Source organism: Flavobacterium sp. RHBU_24 (assembly GCF_046613695.1).
Classification (GTDB): Bacteria; Bacteroidota; Bacteroidia; order Flavobacteriales; family Flavobacteriaceae; genus Flavobacterium.
In genome coordinates, this window is the sequence record NZ_JBKJHD010000011.1 from 117,710 (window position 1) to 144,604 (window position 26,895).

7 protein-coding genes, 1 tRNA gene and 1 pseudogene are annotated in these 26,895 nt (G+C 37.9%); 7 read left to right on the plus strand and 2 right to left on the minus strand.

Annotation, left to right across the window (positions count from 1 at the left end):
- Positions 1 to 27: 27 nt before the first annotated feature.
- Positions 28 to 420: an START-like domain-containing protein gene (locus ACLI09_RS12275; protein WP_411419921.1), complete on the minus strand. Its 393-nt coding sequence runs from the start codon at positions 418 to 420 to the stop codon at positions 28 to 30.
- 148 nt (positions 421 to 568) lie between these two features.
- On the opposite strand from ACLI09_RS12275, the gene ACLI09_RS12280 reads away from it, so the two are divergent.
- Positions 569 to 642 (plus strand) — tRNA-Met (locus ACLI09_RS12280).
- 265 nt (positions 643 to 907) lie between these two features.
- On the opposite strand, the gene ACLI09_RS12285 is transcribed toward ACLI09_RS12280, so the two are convergent.
- Entirely contained in the window at positions 908 to 1,093 is a 186-nt protein-coding gene (locus ACLI09_RS12285; protein ID WP_411419922.1) for a recombinase family protein, read from the minus strand.
- 358 nt (positions 1,094 to 1,451) lie between these two features.
- On the opposite strand from ACLI09_RS12285, the gene ACLI09_RS12290 reads away from it, so the two are divergent.
- The 6 genes and pseudogenes from ACLI09_RS12290 to ACLI09_RS12315 form a co-directional block, all read left to right on the plus strand.
- Positions 1,452 to 1,808 (plus strand): hypothetical protein, encoded by a 357-nt coding sequence (locus ACLI09_RS12290; protein ID WP_411419923.1) that lies wholly within the window; start codon positions 1,452 to 1,454, stop codon positions 1,806 to 1,808.
- Entirely contained in the window at positions 1,792 to 2,397 is a 606-nt protein-coding gene (locus ACLI09_RS12295) for a hypothetical protein (RefSeq protein WP_411419924.1), read from the plus strand. Before ACLI09_RS12290 ends, ACLI09_RS12295 begins: the two co-directional genes overlap by 17 nt.
- Positions 2,394 to 8,039 (plus strand): hypothetical protein, encoded by a 5,646-nt coding sequence (locus ACLI09_RS12300; RefSeq protein WP_411419925.1) that lies wholly within the window; start codon positions 2,394 to 2,396, stop codon positions 8,037 to 8,039. Before ACLI09_RS12295 ends, ACLI09_RS12300 begins: the two co-directional genes overlap by 4 nt.
- Positions 8,040 to 8,175: 136 nt before the next feature.
- Complete coding sequence (locus tag ACLI09_RS12305) at positions 8,176 to 15,603, plus strand: PKD domain-containing protein (RefSeq protein ID WP_411419930.1); 7,428 nt, start codon at positions 8,176 to 8,178, stop codon at positions 15,601 to 15,603.
- Positions 15,604 to 15,606: 3 nt separating this feature from the next.
- Positions 15,607 to 16,320, plus strand: a complete 714-nt coding sequence (locus ACLI09_RS12310; protein ID WP_411419926.1) for a LolA family protein — start codon at positions 15,607 to 15,609, stop codon at positions 16,318 to 16,320.
- 181 nt (positions 16,321 to 16,501) lie between these two features.
- Positions 16,502 to 26,895 (plus strand): annotated as a pseudogene (locus ACLI09_RS12315) (hypothetical protein); the annotation flags it as partial.

Consider the following 26,895-nt stretch of genomic DNA (forward strand, 5'->3'; position numbering starts at 1 on the left):
CAAATATACTTTATAAAATTGGAAACATTAAACTGATCCCAGAACATGTTTTAAGTCAGATACCTGGTTCTCCCACAATTGTTTACTCTCCTGTAAGTCATCTTCTTCGGCAAAGTCTACCACAAGGAGCGATACATCCTTAGTAATTTCATCAACTAAAATACGCAGTTCAAAATAGTATTCGCCGTCTTTATTTTGCTCATCAATCCATCTGAATTTTACTTTTTCGCCTGTTTTTTTTGACGACAGCCTTGCTTTTTCTTCAGAGTCATTCCAGATGAATGTAAAAAACTCGCCTCGTGAATTAACGTTATCGGCAAACCACTCGGACAGGCCTGAAGGCGTAGATATATATTGATATAATAGTTGAGGAGAAGATGTTATAGGAAATTCTATCTCATACTTAATTTTTTCATCCATTGGTATAAAAATTTTTGGAAATATATAATTTTTAACACTCATAAAAAAACAATATTGAAAATAATTTTTTTGAGTAAAAATATATTTGGATGATAGTAATATAATTATATCTTTGCACCCGCATTCAAGGAAATGCAAAAAAATTTTTGGCGAGGTAGCTCAGTCGGTTAGAGCGCAGGATTCATAACCCTGAGGTCACGGGTTCAACTCCCGTCTTCGCTACGAGGCCGGACAAATCGAAAATTTCTTCGTTTGTCCGGTTTTTTTATTGGTAATTACTGTTACAAAAAGATATCCTTTCTCCTTCCTTATATATAACTTAGGTGTTTGTAAGTCAATTTATTGCATCTTTTGGGCTGCCTTAATATCTTTCCCACGCGCCCTTTTACCTGCAAACTATTGGATAGTTCAACTTTAGATGGGCTGCCGGTTAAGTTTTTACCGCATTTAGGACAAAATAAGGAAGCCGTGCGGAAAGAAATTGTCATCAGCTTCTATTATTGTTGACGGCCGCTTTTTTGTAGAAAAGATACCCTGAAATAAGCGGTTTGTGTTGGTCTCTCACAAGATGGGCTTCTTCTTCGTCATACTTTTCAATAACAGCTTTGCCACAATACACAGGATTTCGAATTGCAACATGGAAAGTACTCGATGAACTCCAGATATTCCGCATTCGTTATAAATGAAGATGCAATTTTAAAATTCTTAAGATACACTTTGTGCCGCATTGGTTATTTATCAAACTAAATCCTTCCTGTTTTGGCTAAAGCAAACTACAAAAATGATTTACATAATTTTTACGAAAATTTACTTTTTTTTTGTAAGTGTTAAACTTTTGTTTATATATTTGTCATGTCAATCTTTCTAACCAAAAGATACACCAACCAATCAATCATACCGTGAATAAATTTACTAAAGGATTACTCGCCTCGCAAGTAATATTTTTCTTCTGTTTATTATTTATAGTTAACTACTCTTTTAGTAGTAAGTTCGTTTGCATAAACTATTCAAAGGTTTATGACGCTTTCTATATGTCAAAAGAAATTAATTCTAAAGGTAATATCCTCCTCGAAAAAAAGAAAAATCGTCTTGATAGTCTTAATGCTTTATTTGAAAAAACATCCCAGTCTGACGTTAAATTAGCTTTAATGAAAGAGATTATTAATGGCAGGCAAGAAATTGAGGCCTTTAGTAATAATTATATGTTAGAGGAGTCTCAAAAAATTAATGACCGTTTAAGGGGTTACGGAACAGATTTTATAAAAGATAAAAAATATAAAATTATTCTTGGGACGGATTCTCATACGCTTATTGCCTATGATGATGCCTTAGATGTAACGGATGAATTTATTATTTATATAAATTCCAGATATGAGGGTAACAGGTAGTGCTATATTAGTCTTGATTTTGTTTATGATTACATGCTGCGGCCCTAATAAGGAGGATGCATTAAAGGTAGGATCGGCCATTAAGGCAAAATATTTTAAGATGGAGCAGAATGGATGGAAATCGTTTACGCACACCCAGAATATTGATGAAATTAATTATACGGCAACTCAGGTACCACTTGATTACTACATATTGAAAAAAGAGGGTATAGATGACCTTAATAAGGCAGACTCGATATCAAAAGCAAACGAGGAAGAGCGCATTATTGAATTTGAATTTTTGCATGAAGAAGAGCAAGACCTTTTGAAAGACGAAAAAGCACGTTTAGATTATGAGAGTGCTATTAAATACATGTCATTTAATATTAAGGATGATTTTTATTTAGTTACGGCAAGCCATGATACAATAAGGAGTGAAGGTGTATTATTTGAGCGTACTTTTAATGTTTCGCCATCAAACAAGCTTTTGATATTTTTTAGTGGCGTAAAAGCAAATCAACCAGTTCAATTAGTATATGATGATAAATTATTTGGCAAGGGTGTGCTAAAATTTAATTTCAAGGAAAAAATTACAAAAATATTATTATGATCCAAAAAATCCGAAAAAGCAAAATAAGAAAATTTATAGCTTTCTATTTGGCATTTAGCATTTTAGTAGAAATAATTGCTCCTGTAAGGGCATATGCTTTAACAGGTGGGCCTGCACAGCCGGAGTTTAATTCATTTACTCCAATTGCTACCTCTGATATGGTAGACTTATCAAGCGGAGATTTCAACTACAATATACCCATAATGGATGTGGGCGGCTATCCTATTAATATGGCATACTCATCAAATGTTTCTATGGATCAGGAAGCATCATGGGTCGGGTTAGGATGGAACCTAAGCATTGGTCAGATTAATCGTCAGATGCGGGGTTTGCCAGATGATTTTAATGGTGATGAAATGATTTACGAAAATAATTTGAAAGATAATATTACTGCGGGTGGACAATTTGCGGAAACTTTATCTTTTATTGGATTAGGAGAAAATGATGAAATAGGTGTTGAGGTTTCGCAAGGTTTTGGAGTAACTATTAATAACTATACTGGATTTGATTTTTCTTTACAAAACTCAGTTGGTTTAAATTTGGCAGGGACCATGAACGTTGGCATGAGCTTTAATTCAAGCGGATCTGATGGTGTATCGGTTTCGCCCACTGTTAGCCTTGGTACAAAGTTTTTATCATATGGCAATTTTGGAACCAGCCTTGGTATAAGTGCAGGAACTACTTATAACAGCAGAAAAGGCGTTGAGAATATTTCAATCAATAAATCTATCGGTTATGAATATAACCGATATAATAGTAAAGGGCATTCAGCAGGTACTACAGGATCTTACAAAATTAATAGTAATATTTCTTTTGTTGATGCTTCATTTACTCCTACAAAGCGCGTTGGGATGCGCTCTTCCAGCTATACTTTCAGCGCACAGATAGGGGGTGAGATTTTTGGTATTGAGCCTGATCTTAAACTCGTCGGTTTCAGGTCGAAGCAGGGAGTAAGGCCAGATCAGAAGATAGTTACTGAACATGCTTTTGGTTATGAAAACACTTGGAATGCAAAAGATAAAGATATACTCGATTTTAACAGAGAAAAAGACCGGGCATTTGGAACGAATACACGCTCATTGCCTGTTACTAACTATACATACGACATTTATTCTATAGAAGGACAGGGAGTAGGGGGCATGTTCCGGGCATATAACGGCCAGGTAGGATATGTTTATGATCGCTATGTTGAAGACGATTCTGAAGGAGGGTCATTAGGAGTTGAAGTAGGATACACGTCTCCTACAAATTTCCGGGTGGGGGTCGATGGCGATATGACTTCGACTGATGGCTATAGTTCTGTTTGGAAATCGAATAATCCAGTACTGGAGAAATTTAAAGAAAGTACAAATGGCAATAAGCCAAGTTATGAGAAAGTATACTTTAAAAATATAGGAGGAAACCACGTAGATAACGATTATACTACCCTCTTTGAGAATGGAATAGGTGGGTATAAAGCCGTAAAGCAAGGTATAACAGGTAGTGCTTTCAATTGGAAAACAAATGGAAAATTTGAATTTAAAAATGGACCTTCTACTCCTTCATCTATAAATATTTCTACTCCGCTTAAGAGAACAGATCGTGTAAACAGGGGACAGGTTATACAGAGATTAACAAGGTCAGAAGCAGTTAAATACGGTTTTAATACAATATTTAGCCCTTATTCGAAAGTAGGTAAACATGACAGCCATACTTCAGAAATAAGAATTTTAAAAGATGGTGGTGAGCAATATATTTATGGGAGGGCGGCATATAACATCAAGAAGAAAGAAGTAACATTTGATGTAAGTGGCCGCGCACATGATGGCCATGCTGGTCTCGTTACATATAACCCAGGCAGTGACAATTCAATAGGTAATAAAGCCTATGGTGATCGTTATTTTAATGCCGTGACTACACCTGCATACGGTCATAGTTTCTTATTAACATCTGTATTGTCAAACGATTATTCTGATTTAACTGGTGATGGCCCCACAGATGATGACTTAGGTAGCTATACACGGTTTTCGTATAATCATCAAAAAACTATAACTGCGCCTTATAAGTGGAGATTACCGTATGCAAGAAATAAGGCTAATTATGATGAAGGGCTGAAATCGAGCCAAAAGGATGATAAGGGCAATTATATATATGGCGAAAAGGAATTGCTATATCTGGACACCATAGTTACTAAGACGCATATAGCGATTTTTGAAATTTCTCCTAGAAAAGACGCATATGGTGTAGACGGTGAAAATGGTGGAGGCAGTATTAGCACTCAATCTAAAATGTATAAGCTTGATAAGATTACATTGTATTCTAAGCCTGAGTTTTTAGAAAAAGGAACTGATGCTACTCCTATAAAAGCCGCTCATTTTATTTATGATTATAGTTTGTGTACTGGTGTTCCAAATAATTTCGCGTCGGCACTGACTGAAAATGAAAAAGATAACCAAGGCGGAAAACTTACATTAAAAGAGGTATATTTTACCTACGGAAAATCTAATATGGGCAGGTATACACCTTATACATTTAATTATGCCAACAACAAACCCTATGACCAGAGAGCTGTTGACAGCTGGGGTAATTATAAGCCTAATGTCTTAGGAAGCGGTACAACTACCTATGATACTGCTACCAATGCAGAATATGCGTTCACAAGCCAGATAAAGGAACAAGCGGATGATTACAATACATCATGGCTTTTAAAAGAAATTTTCATGCCTTCAGGAGGTAAAATTAATATTGATTTTGAATCTGATGATTACGGCTATGTTCAGGATAAGGAAGCAATGCAAATGTTTAAGGTAGCAGGAGTAGGTAGTAATATAAATGCTGCATCAGTTTCTGATATGTCAAAAAATGATCTTTATACAAGTGCTTCTACAGTAAACGATGTTTTATATCTTAAACTTACAGGTAGTAATGATGCTGGAGTAGTTAACAATGTAAATTCGATAAATGACTTTAAAAATAAGTATATAAAACAGCTTACTAAGCAGCCCATATACTTTAGGTTTTTACTCAATATGGCAAAACCACATACTTATGATGACCGGTATGACTATGTTACAGGATATCTTGAACTGGCAGATGAATACAACTTTGTTGATCTAGGTACAGAAGGAAAATATGTTGCCATAAGGATAAAAAAGGTTAATAAAGGAGATGGATTTAATGCAGGCAATGATGTAAACCCTATTTCTAAAGCAGGGTGGAATTTTGGCAGGCAGTATTTAAATAACCTGGTTTATAATAATCCTTCTGATGAAGTAACAGATGATTTGGAAGAAATATTAAATAACATTGTCGATTCGTACACCAGTAGATTTGCAATTTTTAAAAGCCCTAACCGGCAGTTAATAGATCATGAAATAGCAAGTAAGTTTGTTATTGGTAAAGGATGGATACGGCTTATGAACCCCTCTATGAAAAAATATGGTGGAGGTAGTAGAGTAAAAAGAATTAAAATTTATGATAACTGGGATATAATGACATCTCATAATGGAGATGAGGACTATTTACAGTACTATGGACAGGAATATACATATGGAGATGGTACAACTACTTCGGGCGTTGCTACTTATGAGCCTCTTGGGAATAAGGAAAATCCACTGGTTCAGCCATTTTATGATACTACGAAAACAACAGGCCTTTTAGGCCCGGATGAACAAAATTATGTAGAAAAACCTTTTGGAGAATGTTTTTATCCATCCCCAAAAATTACTTATGGTTCCGTAACTGTCAAAAATTTGTCGAGGGAACGTACAGATAACAATACCCTAATAAAGGTTAAAAGGCATGCTACCGGTAAAGTGGTTACCCAGTTCTTCACTTCCAAAGATTATCCCACGCTGGTAGAATATACTGATATGTTCTCTAAATATAACCCCACAAATAAAACCTATGGATTATTTAATATCAGTTCTAAAAACCATCTTACTTTATCCCAGGGTTTTCTAGTACATACCAATGATATGGATGGAAAATTAAAAGCGCAATATGTTTACGCTGAAGGAAAAGATGATGCTCCCATTTCGGGATCTGAATATTTTTACGAAGACCTTCCTACCCAGACAGATGCCAATAATGGTGCGCGAGGAAAGCTAAATAATACCGTTACAACTATTGATTCTAAAGGTAATGTAATACAAAAACTTGTGGGTGTGGATTATGATTGTATCAACGATTTCAGGGAAAGTAGAACTACAACAACTACTGGCGGTGTTAGTGTAAACGTAGCGGTAAACTATATATATGTTCCGCCTCCGGTTGCTATAATCATACCTACTCCTTTGCCTAATAAGACGGAGGTAGATAATTTACTCAGGTCTGCAACGGTTACTAAGGTAATACATACCGCCGGGATTTTACGAAAGCAACGCGTTTTTGATGCTGGCTCTAACGTATACACAAAAAACCTTGCTTGGGATGCTGAAACTGGGGAGGTATTGTTAACCGAAACAATTAATGAATTTAATGATAAATACTATTCATTCTCATATCCTGCTTACTGGGGATATGAACAAATGGGTCAGGCTGCTAAAAATATTGACCTTAAGTGGAAAATAAAGTTTACAGGTGGTACTGATTATCGTTACAGCTTTGACGGTGCCGGCTACAGTGCGGCAAATTATCTTTCTGAAGGTGATGAAGTATGGATAGAACCTAAAATTATGCCTACAGATGAGCAAAATGAAATTTACAGGGAAGAACTTAAAGCATATGTAGTTAACATAAGCAATAATGTATTTACCCTTATAACAGAGAACGGACAGTTTGTTAAAAAAGATGTTGTAGACCAGGGTACTATTAAGATAATACGCTCCGGACGCAGAAATTTATATACGGCTACCATGGCATCTATCACTTCAATGGTAAACCCGCTTGATAAAGTATTAAATAATAAGCTGCCTGTTGACCTTTACAAATCTAATACATGGCAGGAATATCGTATTGTTAATGCTTCGGCAGTTGAATATAAAGATGAGTGGGCAGCACAATGTGAATGCTATCTTCCAAAAATGAAATATAAGGATGGGCATTTAGATTTTGACTATAGCAGTTCAAATGAAAATGCCTTACAGTCCTACAATCCGTATAAATATAATGTTAAGGGTAACTGGCGTGCCAATAGATCTTTTGCATACCTCACTGCAAGAAATTCTGAAACTGACGCCAGCATACGTACCAGCGGATTTTATAATGCTTTCAGGCCATATTATGTATACAACGGTACCGCAAAAAAATGGGTAGTTTATAATACTGCGCCCGGATATGTTGCAACCGATGCTTTATACGTTAAATGGAAGTTTGCCTCGCAAATAACACAGTACAGCCCCTTTGGCTTTGAAGTTGAAAATAAAGATGCATTAGGCAACTACTCTTCTGCAGTTTATGGATATAATTATAGGTTTCCTGTGGCGGTTGCTGCCAATACAAAATACAGCCAGCTTGCAGCAGATGGGTTTGAAGATTATGGCTTTAGCAAGTGCGATACAACTGCACACTTTAGTACGCAGGGAAGTTTAATACCTTACCAGGTTTATACTACCTCAGAACAATCCCACACAGGCACTAAAAGCCTGAAGGTATTGCCGGGCATGAAAGCCTCTGTGATAAAACAAATAGAACCGTGTACCGATAATTCAGGGAATGAGTAATTAGCCATTCATACCAACTTCCAATTTTATGAAAAAACTTAGTCTCTTTTTAGTGTTCTTTTTTTGCATACAGACATTTTATTCCCAAACACCTGCTCTGTATGAAAATTTTGAGTCTGGAGGTGCAGTGCCTACAATGTCATCTACACTACCAGCCTGGGGTACATGGCCACAGGCAAGTGGCAACTGGACTATAATTAATAAAACCGGGTCACAATACTGGGGTTATAATACATCCGTTAATCCAATACCTAAAGCATATGAAGGACCCGGTACTCCACCAGATAACCATAAATGTGCCTATATTCCAGGAACTTTCCCCACGCTTGCTACAGATTGGCTAATTAGCCCTCAGTTTACTGTGCCAAATCAAGCGCAGTTAAGATTTTGGTGCTTAGCTTATGGTTGGATAACTTCCGGTACAAGTTTAAAGGTTTATATAGGTACAAACCCATCAGATATGGCATCCTTTACTGAAATAGGAAACCTTGGTAATAATTGGGTGTCTAGCAGTTATTATCAGGAGGTTGTTGTTGATTTTCCAGCAAACACTATTGGGACGCAGCGCTATGTGGCTATTGTATGTACAGGTGGGCAATGGTTAGTCGACGAGTTGTCTGTTGCCAGCGCCCCGCCCTGTAACAAACCAACGAATATTAATTTTTCGAATGTTACATCTTCCTCATTTGATGTATCTTGGAATCCCGGTAATGCTATACAATGGGAAGTGCAAATAGATGATTCTAGCGATGTTACCCCAGGTACTAATACGATAGTAGTAAACCAGCCAACGCTGTCAGTTACATCTACTTCAAATGGACAAAGTCTAGTTCCTTCCCATACTTATTACGTAAAAGTTCGTGCAATATGTAATACAAGCCCTAGTAAAAGCCCGTGGTTAAACAATGCCGCTGTTCAGACTTATCCTGTCGGTACATTATGTTCAGCGCCTTATGTGCTCTCTACGCCTTCGCTTCCTTTTGTAGGTACAAATTACGTTTACCTGCCAACTGGTACCTATTATTCTGATAATGATATCCAGTCTGGTTGCAGTGCGGATTCTAACAGTGTTTTTACAGGGTTGCAGGATGTGTATTCATTCACAGCTCCTGTAACTGGCGATGTTGATGTAAGCATAATAGGCGAAAGCCCTGGCATGTCGTTATATGTATATGGTAGTTGTAGCGATATTGGTGTGAATTGCCTGGGTGGCGATACCGGCGAAACTTCGCTTGTCAATACAGTTTATAACCTCCATGTTACAGCCGGCCAAACCTATTATATAGTAACCCAATTTGACGGATCGCCTAAACAGGGCCACTATAGCCTTACAATAACACCTAGTAATTCATGCACTTCAAATATAGTATCGGGATTTGGGGTTACTAATTGCACAGGAACTCAGTTTAACGCAACAGCGTACGTTCAGAGTACAGGTACTACCCAGCCTATTACGGCAACAGCTTATAACAACGGTGTAGTAGCTGGTACACAAAATGTAACAGGCGCAGGCCAGGTTCAGTTTGGGCCATTTAGCTCCAGTGCAAATGTTACAATAGTATTGCAAAATCAGCAAAATCCTAATTGTTTCCTGATTAGTGGTACATTGAATACAAACGATTGTACCACATTGTGTACAGGTGCACCAACTATTACCGTTGGGGCAACGGGCAATTGTAATTATATTGCAGGCAGCTTATCAGGTGCCCCGGTATCGACCATACCGCTGGCAAATTGTACTCCTGCGCCCTTAGCAGAACTTTGGTATCAGTTTACGGCAACTTCATCAACTGAACATATACAGGTTACGGGTCCTAATGGTAATTATACTAACCTTAAATTTGCTGTATATACAGGTGCCTGCGCGGCTGTAACCCAAGTATATTGTGGCAATAGTGCGCAAAATACAGTAACCGGCCTTACTGTTGGCCAAATATATTACGTTAGGGTATATGCAACTTCTTTAACAGATGATCTTGATTTTAATCTTTGTGTAATTGCCTCCGCGGATACGTGTGCCAATACAAATGCATTATCTCCTACTGTTAAATCATTATTTACCAGCCTTATTAATCACTTGTTTGCCAATAGGGCGCAGATAACCACATTAGTTGACCCTTATACCTGCAGCGAGTTGACAGCTTTGGCACCTTATATATCAGATGCAACTCCAAAAATTTATAATTTTACGGCCACGCCAACTACAATATCATTCAACTTTGCCAACCATGGAACGCAAAGTTTTGATGTTGTTGCTGTTTTAGACCAAACCGGTCCGCTGTCAACAATAGAATTTACAGGGACATATGCTGCAGGAAGTTTTTCTAATGTGGCTTACATACAAAATAACAGTACTACATCTGATGATTACTTTACTAACCCGGATACGTCTGGTCATGTAAGGCATATTGATTTTTGCCCCACCAGTAGCCTGTGCGTTCCTGCAATAGCGGGTAGTTTAGATATACCCGTAACGCTTTCGTGCATTGTTGCAGGGCAGGCAACAACCATTAATTTTAGTTCAACAGCTACCGGTATAAGCGGCTATGTATGGAAAGTTTATAAAGCAGACGGCACATTGTTTTCAACTACTTCTAATACGTCTCCGTCAGTTTCTGTTACCCTGCCTACAGCCGGTTATTATACCCTTGAGTTAAAGGTTACAAAATCTACAGGATGTTATACAATGTTTTATAAAACTATAATTGTAAAACAAACCTGTACAGGTGCTGGGTGTACAGAAAGTTATACTAATTCTAATACCATTAAAAACCTCTATATGGCTCTGGTTAACCATCTTTTGGGGCTTTACCCCGGAAACCAGGTTACACTGCCTTATACATGTAATGAACTAACAGCACTCGCTCCTTATCTGTCAGATCCAAATCCTAAAATTTATAATATAGATTATAATTATTCAACCAACACCTTATATTTTTCATTTGGTAACCACGCTGAATTTGATGTAATTGTAAAAGATTTGGGAATACCTGTTGCAGATGTTGATATATCTTCTTTCGCATCATCGCAAGATGCGTTTTCTGCCTTTACCGTTTACCAAAATGGTATGACTACCACAAACCACCAAATCTCGCATATCAAGTTTTGTAATACGAATGAATGCCCTGATTTTAGCGCTGCTATATTACTGCCGGATGTGGCTACATGTGTTCTGCAGGGTACTACACCTCAAATTAGCTATGTAACATCTGCTCCTTCGGTAAGTAGTGTGTTATGGCAGGTTTTTGCGACAGGGAGTTCTACGCCCTTATATACTTCACCTAACGCATCTGCCGGTGCAAACCTGGCATATACTTTTGGCGCAGTAGGCAACTTTACAATAAAGCTTACCATCAATTATTCTGCGCAATGCAGCAAAACATTTGCAAAAAATATTACTGTAGTTTCATCAACTGGGTCATGCCCTCCACTTTGCGAAACTCCACCGACCGTAAACGTTAATTTAGTAGGTAACTGCCAATATACTGCTGGTAGCTTTGTTAATGGTACATTATCATCTGTTCCACTAACAAACTGTACACCCGCACCGGTTGCAGATGTGTGGTACCAGTTTGTGGCCACTTCATCTACACAGTACATTCAGGTTACCGGATTTAGTGGGATTGATTCCGGAATAAAATTTGCAGTTTATCAGGGAGAATGCAACGCGCTGTCACAGCTATACTGCAGTAACCTTCCGCAGGGTAGTGTGGGCAGTCTTGTACCGGGTGCTACATACAAACTAAGGGTTTATGCCACCTCGGTGCTTACCCCTGTTACTTTTCAATTGTGTATAACAGGGACAAATCCCGGACCTATAGTTGTAACTAATCCACCAATAACATCATGTATTAATGAGCCTCAGAATGCCGATGTAAAAACATTATTTGTAAACCTTGTAAATCACCTTATTCAAAATAGTGCTACTATATTATCTGCAGGTACTCCATACAACTGCACAGAGCTGGTGAATTTATCGCCTTATATTACAGATACTAACCCAAAAATATATAACTTCTCAGTTATAGGAAATAACTTGTATTTTAATTTTAGCAACCATGGTACACAGAGTTATGATGTAATTGTTAAAAGGCCAAATTCAAATACAATTTCTAATGTTGTAGGTACCGGAACTTTTGATTTTAATAACCCATCAACTGTTGTATATATTCAGGGTAATGCAGATTATTCGGATGATTACTTTGTTTCTGCAAATAATACCGGCCAGGTTAAGCATATAAACTTCTGTCCACCGGTGCCATGCGATATTGTCGGTACAGTAGATATAAACCCAGGCTTATCGTGTGTTTTGCCTAACACTAATGCACTATTTTCATTCGTTTCAAATACAGCAGGTATAAACCAGTGGAGCTGGTTGTTTTATGATTTTGATGGAAATATAATATACACAGCCAATACCCCGGAAGTAACAACATCTTTTTCATATCAGGATTCATATTACCTTACCCTTACTGTGACATTAAGTTCAGGGTGCCAGAAAACTTTTTATAAAATGTTTTCAGTTTCACAATCATGCCCTAGTAGTTGTACAGAGCAGGATTATCAATCAGTTACCGTTAAGAACTTATACATTAATTTAGTTAATAAGTTACTGGCACTATATCCTCAAAGCCCGGTTACGGCGCCATATATATGTGATGAGTTAATAGCCCTGTCTCCTTACCTTGATGAAACGAATCCAAAGATTTATAACATTGCATACAATACAACTACTAAGATGCTTACTTTCGCTTTTGGTAACCATAGCGGATATGATGTGTCTATATACGATTATGGCCCATTGGTTAGTGACATAGATATCAGCAATTTTACAGCATCGGGTACTCAATTTAGTGCTAATGCAATACGCGAAAACGGAACAGCAAGTGGAACTCATACAATAAAGCACGTAAAATTTTGTCCCGGTACCGGAGTGCCGTGCCCGGATATAACTGCAGAAATTTTTCTTGACAGTGCTGTTTCGTGTGTATTACAAAATTCGTTACAAACATTTTATTTCCTTACAGCGGCAACAAATATCAATAGCTATCAGTGGACATTTTTAGCGGCTGATAATACAACACCCTTATATTCAGTTTCAAACGTGTCGCACCCAAGTTATACCTATACAACTGCCGGGAATTATCTGGTTAGGCTTGTAATTAATTACGGTAGTAACTGTACTAAAACGGTATATAAAAATATTACAGTATCTGCTCCCGGCACCTCGGCCTGTGCAACATATTGCACGGAAAGTAATGAGCTTTCCCAGGAAGTTAAGGCTAAGTATAAGGCTTTCCTAAATAAAATATTGATGATGCATTACACAAACAACAGCATCCAAAATGGTACCGGTTTTGCGCAACTAACCGCGCTTGCGCCCTATATAGCAGATAACCAACCAGCAATTTTTAATAAAACATATATCAGCGCTACAAATACCATAAGGCTATCTTTTGGGCAGCACGGTACCAGCTATGATGTTTCTTTGCCGGTCCCCTCACCTTATGCGTTTGTAAGCGATATAAATATCATGCCTTACAGCGCTACAGCAGAAGGGCTACAGACATTAACCCTGGTATATACTAATGGAACAACTTCATCAGCTCACCAGGTAAGGCACATCAATTTCTGTCCGCAGGTAGAGTGCGGCCAGTATCCCGGATATATAGCTATAGCAGATGGTATATCATGCGTTTCTACAGGCCAGCCTGTTGAATTTTCATATGCCGGAAATAACGCAAATATTGAAACATACCTTTGGTCTTTTTATGATCAGTATGGGCATCCTGACGGAAATAGCTCTTTGCCATCTTTTGAAAAGACATACGGGCAGGTGGGAACTTATAAGATAAACCTGACAGTAACTTTAGATAACGGTTGCAGCACAACCTATACAAAAACTATTACTGTTAGTACTAACTGCCCTTCAGAATGTACCGAAACAAATGAGCTTACCGAGACTGTGCGGGGAGGCTTTATGTCTTTGATTAATAATTTATTTTCGTTGACTAGCGCCCCGGAGGATGGTTACTTAAGTTCTCAGGTAGATGATCTGGCACCCTTTATAACCGATTCTAACCCGCGCATTTATAATGCATCTTACAGTGGGCAAACATTGTCCTTTTCATTTTCGGATGCAGAAACCCAGCCGGATGTGGTTATAAAAAATTATGGCAATGTAACAGATGTTAATCTTGTAGGCTTTTCTTCTGAAACGGGAAATACAACCATACTTATTGGGTATTCAGACGGTACTTCTGAGTATGCTACCGTTAAGCATATCAAGTTTTGCCCACCGGTACCTCCATGTAATAAACATATTGCTTTTGTTATAGACGAGTCTGGTTCTATCTCGGCAGACGATGCACTTAAAATAAAGTTTCAATTAAGCGAGTTTGTACGCCAGCAAAAGGAAATGGATGCAGGAACATACATTTCTTTCATAGGCATGTCAGACTCTGATAATGATACCCGACAAGACCATGTTTATCAAATACCATCTACAGATGCTGCAATTGAGGCTTTTGATGCGTGGTTAGCTAAATATAAAACAGCCTACACACCATCCAGGAAATTAATTGGTATAAGCTCTAATGCTGATTATTGGGCGAGTGGCCTTAAAGCTGCAATGCAAATGGAAATAAGGCCGGAGCTTGTTGTTGTAATTACAGACGGCTCTGAAACATCAAATCTTAACGGGTTAAAAGAAATAATTTCAGATATCAGGCAAAATTCTCACCTCTATGTTTATGGCATTGGTACAGGATCTTACGTAAACCTTAATGCACTAACAGCCAGTGCCAGTAATCAGAGTACTACTAACCAGCCCATTAGCGAAGTTACAGGGTTTTTAAAGAGTTCGCTTAAATACCTCTTTGACTTACCAACAACCCAGTTTCCTATAGCTGACCAAAGTACCATAGGTACGGCTGACTATTTTGAATACCCAGACTTTAACCACTTAGCAGCCGACGCCCGTTATTTTTCTGATAAAATTGCCGCTGCCGGCTTTGGTTGCGGCGGGTATGTGGTACCTAAAAGTTACTGTAATGACTGCGAAACCTTTCAACCTTCGCCAGGACAGTACTACATAAGCGGATGGGTTAAGGAACAGCACAACATCCAGGTTAAAAACTATGAGTATGCTACTGTCAAACTGTTGTTTGAAGATAGTGCAGGCACTGTACTTGGAGATTATCCTAACGGTTTGTTATTGCATGGTTCGGGAGATATAATAGAAGGATGGCAACGATTTGCATCTGTATTTACAATTCCTTCCGGATGTTCAATATTAAAAATGGAGTTTCTTAATCTAAGTCCTAATATCCCCGTTTATTTTGATGATATACGGCTGCACCCTGTAAATGGAAGTATGAAAACGTATGTATATGATCCGGAAACGTTTAAGCTTGTTGCTGAGCTTGATGATAATAATTACTCTACATTTTATGAGTATGATAAGGAAGGTGGTCTTGTAAGGATTAAGAAAGAGACTTCACAGGGAGTAAAAACAATACAAGAAAGCCGTTCAGGTAGTGTTATAACACCAGTTCAAAATTAGCATATGAATAGTTTTAAATATTTTATTACATTATTTGTATTTGGCACTACTTTAATTGCTAACGCGCAAAAAGGCGAGCCTATACTTGCTGCGGTATTAAAAAAGTATTCTGAACCATCTCAATATGAGTATACTACAGCATATAGGTTATATAAAACGCATACTTCACAAAATGTAGAAGAATATCATAGTGGGCTTTACCAAAAAAAGAGTAAGGCTGAACTCTACTTTAAGCTTCAGGATATTGAATTTTTTTATAAGGGAAACACTTATGTACAGCTTAACCACGACACAAAATCGATTATTATAAGCACGTCGTCCGATAAAGTTATTGAATATGATTTGTCGGCTATAACAAAGGATTTCACGGTTGCCTCGGTAAAAGATAATAAAACAAACTGGCAACTGGAGTTGCATGCAAAGAAAAATGTTTCTTATCCTTATTCTTTGATAATGCTATATGTAAGAAAAGATTATACGATTGAGCGAGAAATTTTTTACTATAATACAGGTATAGATTTTTCCCAGGATTATACCAGGAAGGATATAAGCAGGCCCAGGCTGGAAATTGTATATAGCAACATTTTAAGCCTTAAAAAGTTTAAATCATTTAATTTGTCTGACTTCTTTGTTGAGAAAAACAGGAAAAAATACCCAACAGAAAGTTATAAAGAATACCGCATAGTTGATAACCGAAAAACCAACCAACAAAACTAATTTTATGAGCATCAGAAATCTTATATTAGTTTGCTATTTATTGATTCATGCTTCAGTTTTTGCACAAACTGAAAGCGTTGTTTCAACACCTGTTTATTTACACACGTCGAGTAATCCTAACCAATGGCCGCCAATACCGATAACAGATGCAAAAATTTCTGTGGCCGGAAATGTGAGTCAGATGGCTTCTGTAGATCCTGTTGTTATGCTATATCTTGGTATAGACCCGCTTCAGGAAACAGCCGTCTCAAAAAATCAGATATATTTTTGTTTCGTTTCTGTAACGGTTACTACTTTTGGCCTTACAGGTCCCGGTACAACTTTACCCCAACCTGTAAATCTTGTAATAAAACATGACCTGGTTAATTCCGGTGCTGTGGTAAACCTTACGGATCTCTCGGTTTATAAAATCCCGGGAATTCACAGGGCTTCTTTTAAAATAAATTCAGTTACCTACGCTACTGATGAGGCAGGTACTCTGCCTATTACCATATCATCCTCGCCAGTTTACTTACAGGCAAAATTTACAACTGAACGATATTACAATCTTTCTACGTCATCTATAACGCCTATTACTAACGTGCTAATAACCTATACTGGTAATACGGCTACAGAAACTGTTGCTAATGGTAATATTGGTAATCAAAACGAGTTATCTATAAGATGGACGCAGGATGCTGACAGTCCTGCTTCAGAGTATGAACTTGAATGGGTATGGGTAGATAATTTCGGACCTGATAATGATGAACTCTCCCAAACCGATATTTCGCTTACTGAAGATGAGTTCAGGCGTAACTCTACGCGCATACAGACAAAGCAAACTTCTTATAATATTCCGCTCGTCTTTTCCAAAGGCTACCTTATATATCGAATTAGGCCTGTGGGACGTTTTCTCGACAATATATCAAAAATTTACTACGGCGGATGGTCAAGCGGTGTAGGGCCGAAAAATAACATTTCTGACTGGCCTAATGTACTAAAAATTAGTCAAAATTATGAAGCAGGCAAGAAAAACTGGCAGTACCAGGCTTCATATGCAGAGGAAGGGAAGAAAAAAGAAGTTGTAAGTTACTTTGACGGCTCTTTAAGAAACAGACAAACCGTTACCCGGATGAATACCAATAAGCAAGCTATTGCCGGGGAAACAATATATGATAACCAAGGAAGGCCTGCTATTGAAGTTTTACCGGTTCCATTAGAGGAGTCGGCAATAAAATTTTATGATGCGATTAATAAGAATAATACAGGATCTATTTTTACACATTATGATTTTGACTGGGATTTATTACAAAATTGTGTTATATCGCCAGCCGTACCAATGGCCGCATCTAGTGGTGCTTCAAAATATTATTCAGGTTCGAGCGCACGTAAAAATAACTATCAAGACTATGTGCCAAATGCTCTAGGATACCCCTACAGCCAGGTAGAATATACACCGGATAATACAGGCCGCATCCGTAGGAAGGGTGGGGTTGGCTCCGCGCACCAGATAGGCAGTGGGCATGAAATGACCTATCTTTATTCGCAGCCTTTTGATGGCGAACTAAATAGGCTTTTTGGTGCCAATGTTGGGTTATTTAACAGGTATCAAAAAAACACTGTAGTAGATCCTAATGGACAGGTAAGTATTAGCTATGTAAGTCCGCAGGGGAAGACAATAGCCACTGCAATGGCCGGGGAAAGCCCAACGAATTTAGTACCTTTGGCAGATACAGCCACCGTAGGGCAAACTGTAACAAACAATTTGATAACTACAGGTGAAGACAACAATAATAAAAAAATTGCCACTGGCGCTTTTGGTATCGAAAACGACAGGATAGAACTTGCAACTGAATTAAGTTTTGTTACAGCAAGCGCGTCAGTAAATGCCGGAATCTCTTTTAATTATGCAATTTCAAGTACCGCATATACTGATTTATGTATGCCTTCTGTTTATTACCCATTTGTATACAACTGGCAGTTATCGTTAACAGATGATTGTGCTACAGAACTCTTAACAGGTACAAGGTCTGGTACGCTGGGTACATTTAGTCTTACCTCTACATCTAATACTACAAGTACGGCAACAGCAACACCTACTATCACTTCACTGGCGACCGGAAGCTATACATTTAATAAAAAAATAACAGTCGACCAGCAATCTGTAGATAAATATGCTGACGATTATATCGCGCGACTATCCAATTCTGCATCGCCGTGTTATGTAGACCCTTCTAAATTTGCACCTAGTGCCTCATTAAATAATTGTAACTCTACATGTACATTATGCGAGGTAGATGTGGTTAAAAATTATCTTAGTGAGAGTGCCTTTGCCTCTTATACAAGTTTGATAAATGCTATACCCGGTAATGCTAATAATGACCAGTTAGGCGATACCGATGCAAGGCAAAGTTACATTATCATGGCCCAAAACCAGTATGTAGCCCTTAACCTGCAAAACGTTTATAGCAACAGCACATTTACTTATGATGGCACTAATGCTAATTATCAGGATGCCGATACAGGTATGGACTATAGTGAAATACCTCTGTATATAAACCGCTTTAAAACCGAATTTACCGGCCTTATAAATAATTGCAGGGAACTTTGTGACAGGAACCTTTCTGAAGGTGAAGTATATGAAAATATGCTTCTTGCAGACATTAAAAAAGGTGGGCAGTACGGCTCTACTACAGGATTAGAAAATGATCCGTCATTAACTGAAGATGAAGCCGAGAATGTAGTTATAGACCCACTTAGTATTTATAATGATGAAAATTCATTTTATTACGGTGGGTATACGACCGAAGCTGTAACTGCGTTAGACCAGGATGACAATGGTTTGCTTTACCTTAGTAAGTTTTCATGGAGAAATCCTTCCACGCCTTACCTGGATGAAGACGGCAATCCGGCAAAAGTTTTAGTTACTTTAAATGATAATAATGCCTATAACCCGCCTATTATTAGCGGTGGCACATTACAACCTGGGGAAAACGAAGGCCAGTTTTACGTAAGTCCTCAGCAGCTTGAAAATGTTGCAGATTTTCTTTCAGAATATAAGTCTTCATGGGCTAAATCTTTATTACCATATCACCCCGAGTACCCGTATTACTATTACTATAAGGTTGTATCAGATACAGAGAACAGCAGCGGGAAAACATCTGATGATTTTGATAATCTGCTAAAGAGTACGGATAAATATTCTGAGATTTATAATACTGTAAGCTACAATGGTATGAGTATTAGCTTAAACCAGCTTATTGGTTCCGGTACCATTGACCCTTTTTATAACATTACCTATCCTGGCATAGAAGATGCGACAATATTTGGCCAAAAAACCACATTATTAAAGCATAGTAAATCGATAGGGGCCGGAAGCGTTACACCCGCCTATGATGGTATTTATATAAATAACCAGCCAATGAATATGTTTTCTGCGGCAGCATACCAGGTGCTTTATGGCAATAATCTTACATCAACAGGAGTAAATTTAGCTAATTTAACTCCAAGTATTATCTTTAATGATAATACCATACCAGTTGCTAAAAAAGACCAAATATGGCAATTGTACAGGCAATCTTATTTTGGACTGAAAAGTAGGATAAAATATGTATATTCAAATGTTTATGCAGCAAAAAATGGCCGATATAATGCTTGTATTGGTACAGAAACGTATACTGATTCTTTTGTTACAACTTTCGCCGCCTATACTGTAGATAATTTATATGCACAGATACTTAATAATGTAATAACACCCGCATTAAATACCAACCCTATTAATCCTAATGATGCTACTGCTACTGCTATTTGTAGTGCTTCAACAGCGTCATTATATACAGGAAAAATGAAGAGGTTTATTCCAGTTGATTACGGGTACGATTCAGGTGCACAAACTTCGGGTTCCGGCGGCGATCCGTTATCCGGGGGGGCAAACATGGCCAGTGATGCCCAGGCGGCTGTATTTCTTGCCACAGGAAAATGCCCTATGGCATTAGCTATGGAGAGTTTCCTTGACGCTTTGATAAATCCATCATACCAGGCACAAGGGCTATTACTTTCTGTACCTATAACAACAATCCCGGCACTTACCCCTGGTTTGTATGCGGGTTTTGGTGGTACTCCGGGACTTACCAATGCAACAATTATTGGCAGTATAAGTAGTGGTACATTAAATATAAAGATAGGCAATACAGGTATGCTTCCTCTTACAATTGTTGGCGCAGGAACAGGAAACTCAGGCTGCGGCCCTATACCTACCTGGACCAATTACGGAAGCAATCAATTTACCATTACAGATTTTAAAGACATTTATTATGTACCTGGGTCTTACAACCCTTCGACGTATACATACACATTTAGGGTTGTAGCTACTATAGTGCGTAGTTCGGGTGGGTGTGGCATCCCTGAAGAAATTATTATTGAAGGCACATCTAAAGTGGCGGTGGGTGAATGCACCCTTGATCCTGATAATACCTCAAATGGTACCACACTATTAAGTAATGAATCGTCTTCGGGCATAGGTACACAAGGCTGTACTAAAAGGGCACGATTTGAAACAGGCCTTGTTCGTTTTTTTAATAAATTGTTAGGCGCGTCTAAGCTAAACAATACTACTGCAGTATTGGTAGGTCAGACGGCTACTATGCCGTTGCCTATTGATACTTATGGTTACTCTTCGAGTATTTTTCCTGAACTATTGCTTGATAGTGGTACTACCACACCTACGTGGATTCGTGTATCGTCTTCATCGGGAGATTACAAACTTACCGGAGCAATAAGTGTTACCTTCCATTTCTCTTCGGCTTTCGTCCCTGCTAATATTACTAAATTTACAAGTGTATCTATTGATGGGGGCGTTATTAAGGTTACCTACCTTAGTAGTACTACAAATGCTTTAGTTACAGTAACGGGCAATTTTATATATCCGACGGAATTTAGTCTGGAGTGTTACTGTACAAAAATGGTGCCTTTTGAAACACAGGCTGCTGCAAGTATGGAAGCGCTCATAAATTATGCATTTGACAACTATAATTCTGGAGTTTCGCCAATGACGCCTCAGCCGATAATGCAAAATGTGGCGCCGTTTATTAGTACCGATCCTAACTCGATAGGTATTTACGGTGTATCTATCAGTCAAAATATACTTTCATTCTACTTTGACAAGAATAGAGCATGCAAGTTCACGCTGACATTACCAAAATATTTTTCACAAATTACATCTTTTAGCAATTTTATATACAACAACGACGGTACTTTTAGTATCGAGGCATATCATCTGGAATTTAATGATGGCGGCACCAGGGTGCCAGCAGGAACAGACATATTACGTGGTACAATACAGTGTTTTACCGGGTCTTGCACTGCTGACCCAAATTTAACTGTTGACTTAAAGAAATTACTTGATTTAGTTATCAATTCTTACAACAACGGAGTATATTCTTTTACCACTCAAACCATGTATAATTTCAGCGATAATAATACGTCGGTCGAACCTACCGATGAGATAACAAATATTGCTATAACTGAAACTTATTTTAATGGAAATCCTACAACAACCGTTAGTTTTATGATAGGTAATACAGGTTGTAAAATATCTGCTGTTTTTATAAATTTGAAAAAAGAGGAAATAAGCGATTTTTTATATTATTCGACTTATAGCAACTTTGATATTAACAGTTCAACCGTTTCATTTTATAAAAACAATCCTGCAAGTTTTAATTTTAAAAGGGATCCGGTATGTAATGTAAAGATAGGATGCCTTTATGTACAAGGCTGTATGGTTGAAGTAAAAACGCCTTGTACAAGCTGTATACCGCAGGTGCCAGTAGCGATTACATGTGCTGATGGGTATAGTAAGTTTACTAATGCTATGCAGTATGCCCATTATGTTGTGCCTACATATTTTACAGCAGAATTTTTCTGTAATTCTAGCCTTCAGTATGTTGTACAGGATTATAAAAACTATTTAACGGTATTCGGCGTAACTTCTCCGGATAATGTTTATTTCATGACAATTGAAGATTTTGCTGCAACAAAACTAGGCTATGGAAATCCTGATACAGCAAATGCGGTTAATTCTTATTTAACGTATGTACAGGCGGGTGGTACTTTAAACTGGCCTGATTATATTGCGGATGAGTTTATGGTGGAAAATGATGTATGCCCTTCGCGAGCAGTACACCCTACAAATAACTTTGATATAGGCGCACAACCAGACCCTTGTGCACAATTTGCAAATACGGTATACGAGAGTTACTCTCAGGCGTTGTGGCAAGAATACCTTAACCAGCAAAAAGAATTGTTTAAGCAGCGTTATCTGGAACAGGCTTTAACTCAGTTAACAGAACAGTTGTCTGTTACTGCCCCTGATAAAGAATATCAATATACGCTATATTATTATGACCAGGCTGGTAATTTAATGCAAACTGTTCCGCCTGAAGGGGTTAAAAGGTTGGCTCAGGGTGCTTCCGGCCTGCCTGCACACTCTTTAAAAACACAGTATAAATACAATTCCCTAAACCAACTTATCTGGCAAAAAACCCCAGATGGTGGCGAATCACGTTTTGCATATGACGATAAAGGCAGAATAATTGCCTCTCAAAATGATAAGCAAAAAATAAACAGTGATACTTTCCCTTCGTTTACATTAGATAGCGGTTTAAGTGTTACTAATAATACAATTATAAAAGCATCAGGTACAACTTCTGCTTGGATAAATGCTAATACCGGTGTTGCAATTACAGGAAATGGTTTTGTGGAAACAACCGCTAACGCCACTCTTGCATCATATTACAACACGAGGATTGGCTTAGCATATTCTAATAACGCAACAGTTTCTAACGTTGGTTTTGGCATATTTATAAGTGGTAGTGGTATTGTGACCTGTACCGATGGAACCGGAACTGTATTTACCTCTACAATTTTAGTTTTAGGCGATGTTTTAAGGGTAGAGCGCATAGGCACAACAATTTATTACAAGAGAAATGGTGTTGCTATGACAACACGCCCTTGTACTACTGCTCCCCTTATTATTGATGCAGCACTTTATAGCCCCAGCGTGAGGATAGGTAATATAAGGGCAGTAAACTATAACAACGGCGATACCTTTAGTTATACTAAGTATGATGGATTAGGAAGAGTATTTGAGGCTGGGCAAATATCGTTTACAGGCAGTGGATCTGCAGCTTATACTATTAATAACGAAGGTAAACTTATATATAATAATGCTGAAGCAGTTGAATTTAATGAGGCGCTAAGTTATACTAAAAAAGAAGTTACGAAAACAATATATGATGTGCCTTTTGGAACTTCAGCATCATTATTTACACAATATTCTAATAATTCGCGTAACCGTGTTACATCAGTATTATCTTATGATGAGATAATTTCGTCGTCTTTTAATGAGAATTCATACAAATCGGCCCTCTACTATGATTATGATATTCATGGAAATGTTAGGGAATTAGTAACATTTATAAATGATGAAGATTTGCCAGAAAATCAAAGGGCAAAAAAAATTGTATATGATTATGACCTTATTAGTGGTAACGTAAATAAGGTAACTTATCAGCCAGCCCAAAAAGACCAGTTTATACATAAGTATTCTTACGATGCCGATAATCGAATAACAGAGGTTTATACCAGTAAAGACAATGTAATCTGGGAAAAAGATGCAAACTACCAGTATTATGAGCACGGGCCGCTTGCAAGGCTTGTGTTAGGTGATAAAAAAGTACAGGGTTTAGACTATATATATACACTACAGGGCTGGCTTAAAACAGTTAACTCTGAGCGATTAGGGTCAGTTTACGACGCGGGTAAAGATGGTAGTGATGTTGCTAAAGATGCCCTTGCTTTTGGATTGAATTATTTTCAGAATGATTATAAATCACGTTTTGATTCTGGAAGCACACCTGTAGACAGTTATTTGCTGAATTTTTCTAGGGCAAAAAATATGGAGGGTACCTACAATCTTTACAATGGCAATATTAAAGAAATGGTTACCTCGTTTGGCGACCTGGCAGAAAATAATTTTAGCAGCCAGTTTAATACTTACAGGTACGACCAGCTTAACCGTATTAGTAGTATGACCTCGCGAAACATTGCATATAATGCGTATGACCAATCATTATCTCCTACAACATCATATAGTAATGCATTTACTTATGACCGTAATGGTAACATAAAAACGCTACAGAGAAAAAGTACTGACGGTGCAACTTTCGACCAACTCCAATATACGTACATAGAGGGGACAAACAAATTAACACATATTGCTGATACTGCAACACCTTTATCCGGAGCGAATGACTTAACCAACCAGAATTATTTTAACTATGTATATGATGATATAGGCCAACTTACAAAAGACTATGGCGAAGGTATATCTATAGAATGGAGGGTTGACGGAAAAGTAAAACGTGTTACAAAATCGACAGGCACTATTATTGATTTTAAGTATGATGGTTTAGGAAACCGTATTATAAAATCGGTTACTGATACTTCTGGAAAAGTAGAAAGCACCTATTACATTAGGGATGCTCAGGGTAATGTTATGAGTACATATAAACTTGTTGATGTACCCCAGCAGGCGCTCAGCTTCCGTTTACAGGAACAGGATATTTATGGCAGTAGCAGGCTGGGTGTAGAAAATGCAGACAAAGATATGCTCACTACAACTATGCCGTCTTCGGCAAGGATGTCTGCTAATACGACTAACTCAACGCAATCAACACCTGAAACAATAACCGCAGGATTATTATTTACAAATAACAACAGTAGTAATATTGTTGATATATATAGTAAGAACGCAAGTTGGTCAGATACTGATGCAAGCCTTTGTTTTGACGGTGAAGTAAGTGCAAAAACTAAAAAAGTTATAATTTCAACAAATTTAAAACTTACTGATCTTAATATAGGTAATGGAGAAATCGGGAATTTATGCGATTTACAGGGTGGTGGATATTCTGATGGAGATGTGGAACAGGAATATCTACATAAAGAGTGGTACAGGAGCAACTTGAAGGTACAAGTAAAACGTTTGCCAAGTGGCGAGTTTGTACCGGTAATAATACTAGAGAAATATCATAGGCATAACGAACGTTACAGGAGGAAAAGAAAAAAACTTTTTGGGGGCAGGCCTCATGTAAACAAATTTCATATTACAGTAGATCAGACTACTTATGAACTAAAAGAAAATTTAGGCTTACCAACAGGTGAGTGGAATATGAAACTCGAACTCAGAGAGGCGGGAGGCACTTATTCGCCGTTCCTTACCATAAATGAAAATAACTATGTTATTGCAGATTTTAATGTTACAAATACTGCATTTCTTGATAAGTGGAAAGAAACAGGTACCTCTTATGAAACCCCGCCTGTTATACGAAATTCAATGGGTGCGAGGATGTTCAGCTATTATTCTGACCAGCTTCCTAGTATGAGTCCTTCAATAAAGGCGGAAGTATGTGATTTTGATTATAAATATTACAATCAGGGTGTTCCGTCTAACCAGCCATATACTCAAGAGTTTAGTTTTGATGATTTTACAGGTAACACTTCTTTATCTACATATTCTCAAAACAATGTAGTAATGAGTAAGCAATATGTACCATTTAGTATTGTTTATTGCGGGGACGGTGCGCTTGACTCTGATGGCGACGGAATAACAAATGATGTAGATAATTGCCCTTTTACATTTAATCCGTTGCAGGAAGACGGAGATCATGATGGAGTGGGAGATATTTGTGATAACTGCCCCACCACTCCAAATCCGAGGCAGTATGATGAAGACCACGATGGTATAGGAGACAGGTATACAGAGAATGGTGTCTTGTATGGCTGTGATAACTGTAACCTTGTGCCAAACAACGACCAGGCAAACAGCGATACTGATGATATAGGCGATGTATGTGACAATTGTATTTATGAAGCAAACCAAAATCAGGCCGATGCTGATAATGATGGTGTAGGGGATGTGTGCATGGGTGATGACCAGGGTGCAGGCAGCCTTGCCATTATGGGCACACCATCTACAACCGGCAGGAGGGTAGGTGATAAAAACTATGAACTATCAAACCACCTGGGCGACGTTATGAGCGTAATTACTGACCGTAAGCTTGTGGGGGGTAACCTTACAGAAACCGTTGTTTACAATGGCACTTTTACAACAAATACCGAAGGATGGGTGAAAAGTAATAATAATGTACAGCCCCTCGTTATGCAAAACGGAAGGCTTATGTTAACTACCATGCTTGCCGGAGGCGCATATAAAGATTTAGTCCTTACTGCGGGGAGTACCTATAATGTTTCGTTTGAGTTAGATAAAAACAATTCTACAAATATATTTAGCTACTTTTTCAGGAAAATTAGTGGTACTGTAGTTACAATATCTTCTACTACAATAGTAGGGTCTACTATGTCGTTTGTAGTAACTGTGCCTTCAGATACTGCTAACCCTGCCGGAACATCGGCTACCTGCAGGATTCAAATATACCTAAATGAAAATGCGGCATCGACCATTAATTTTTACATAGACAATGTAAAAGTAAGTAAAGTAGAATCAGGTATTACCGATGGCTTTAAACCAGACATAATTGC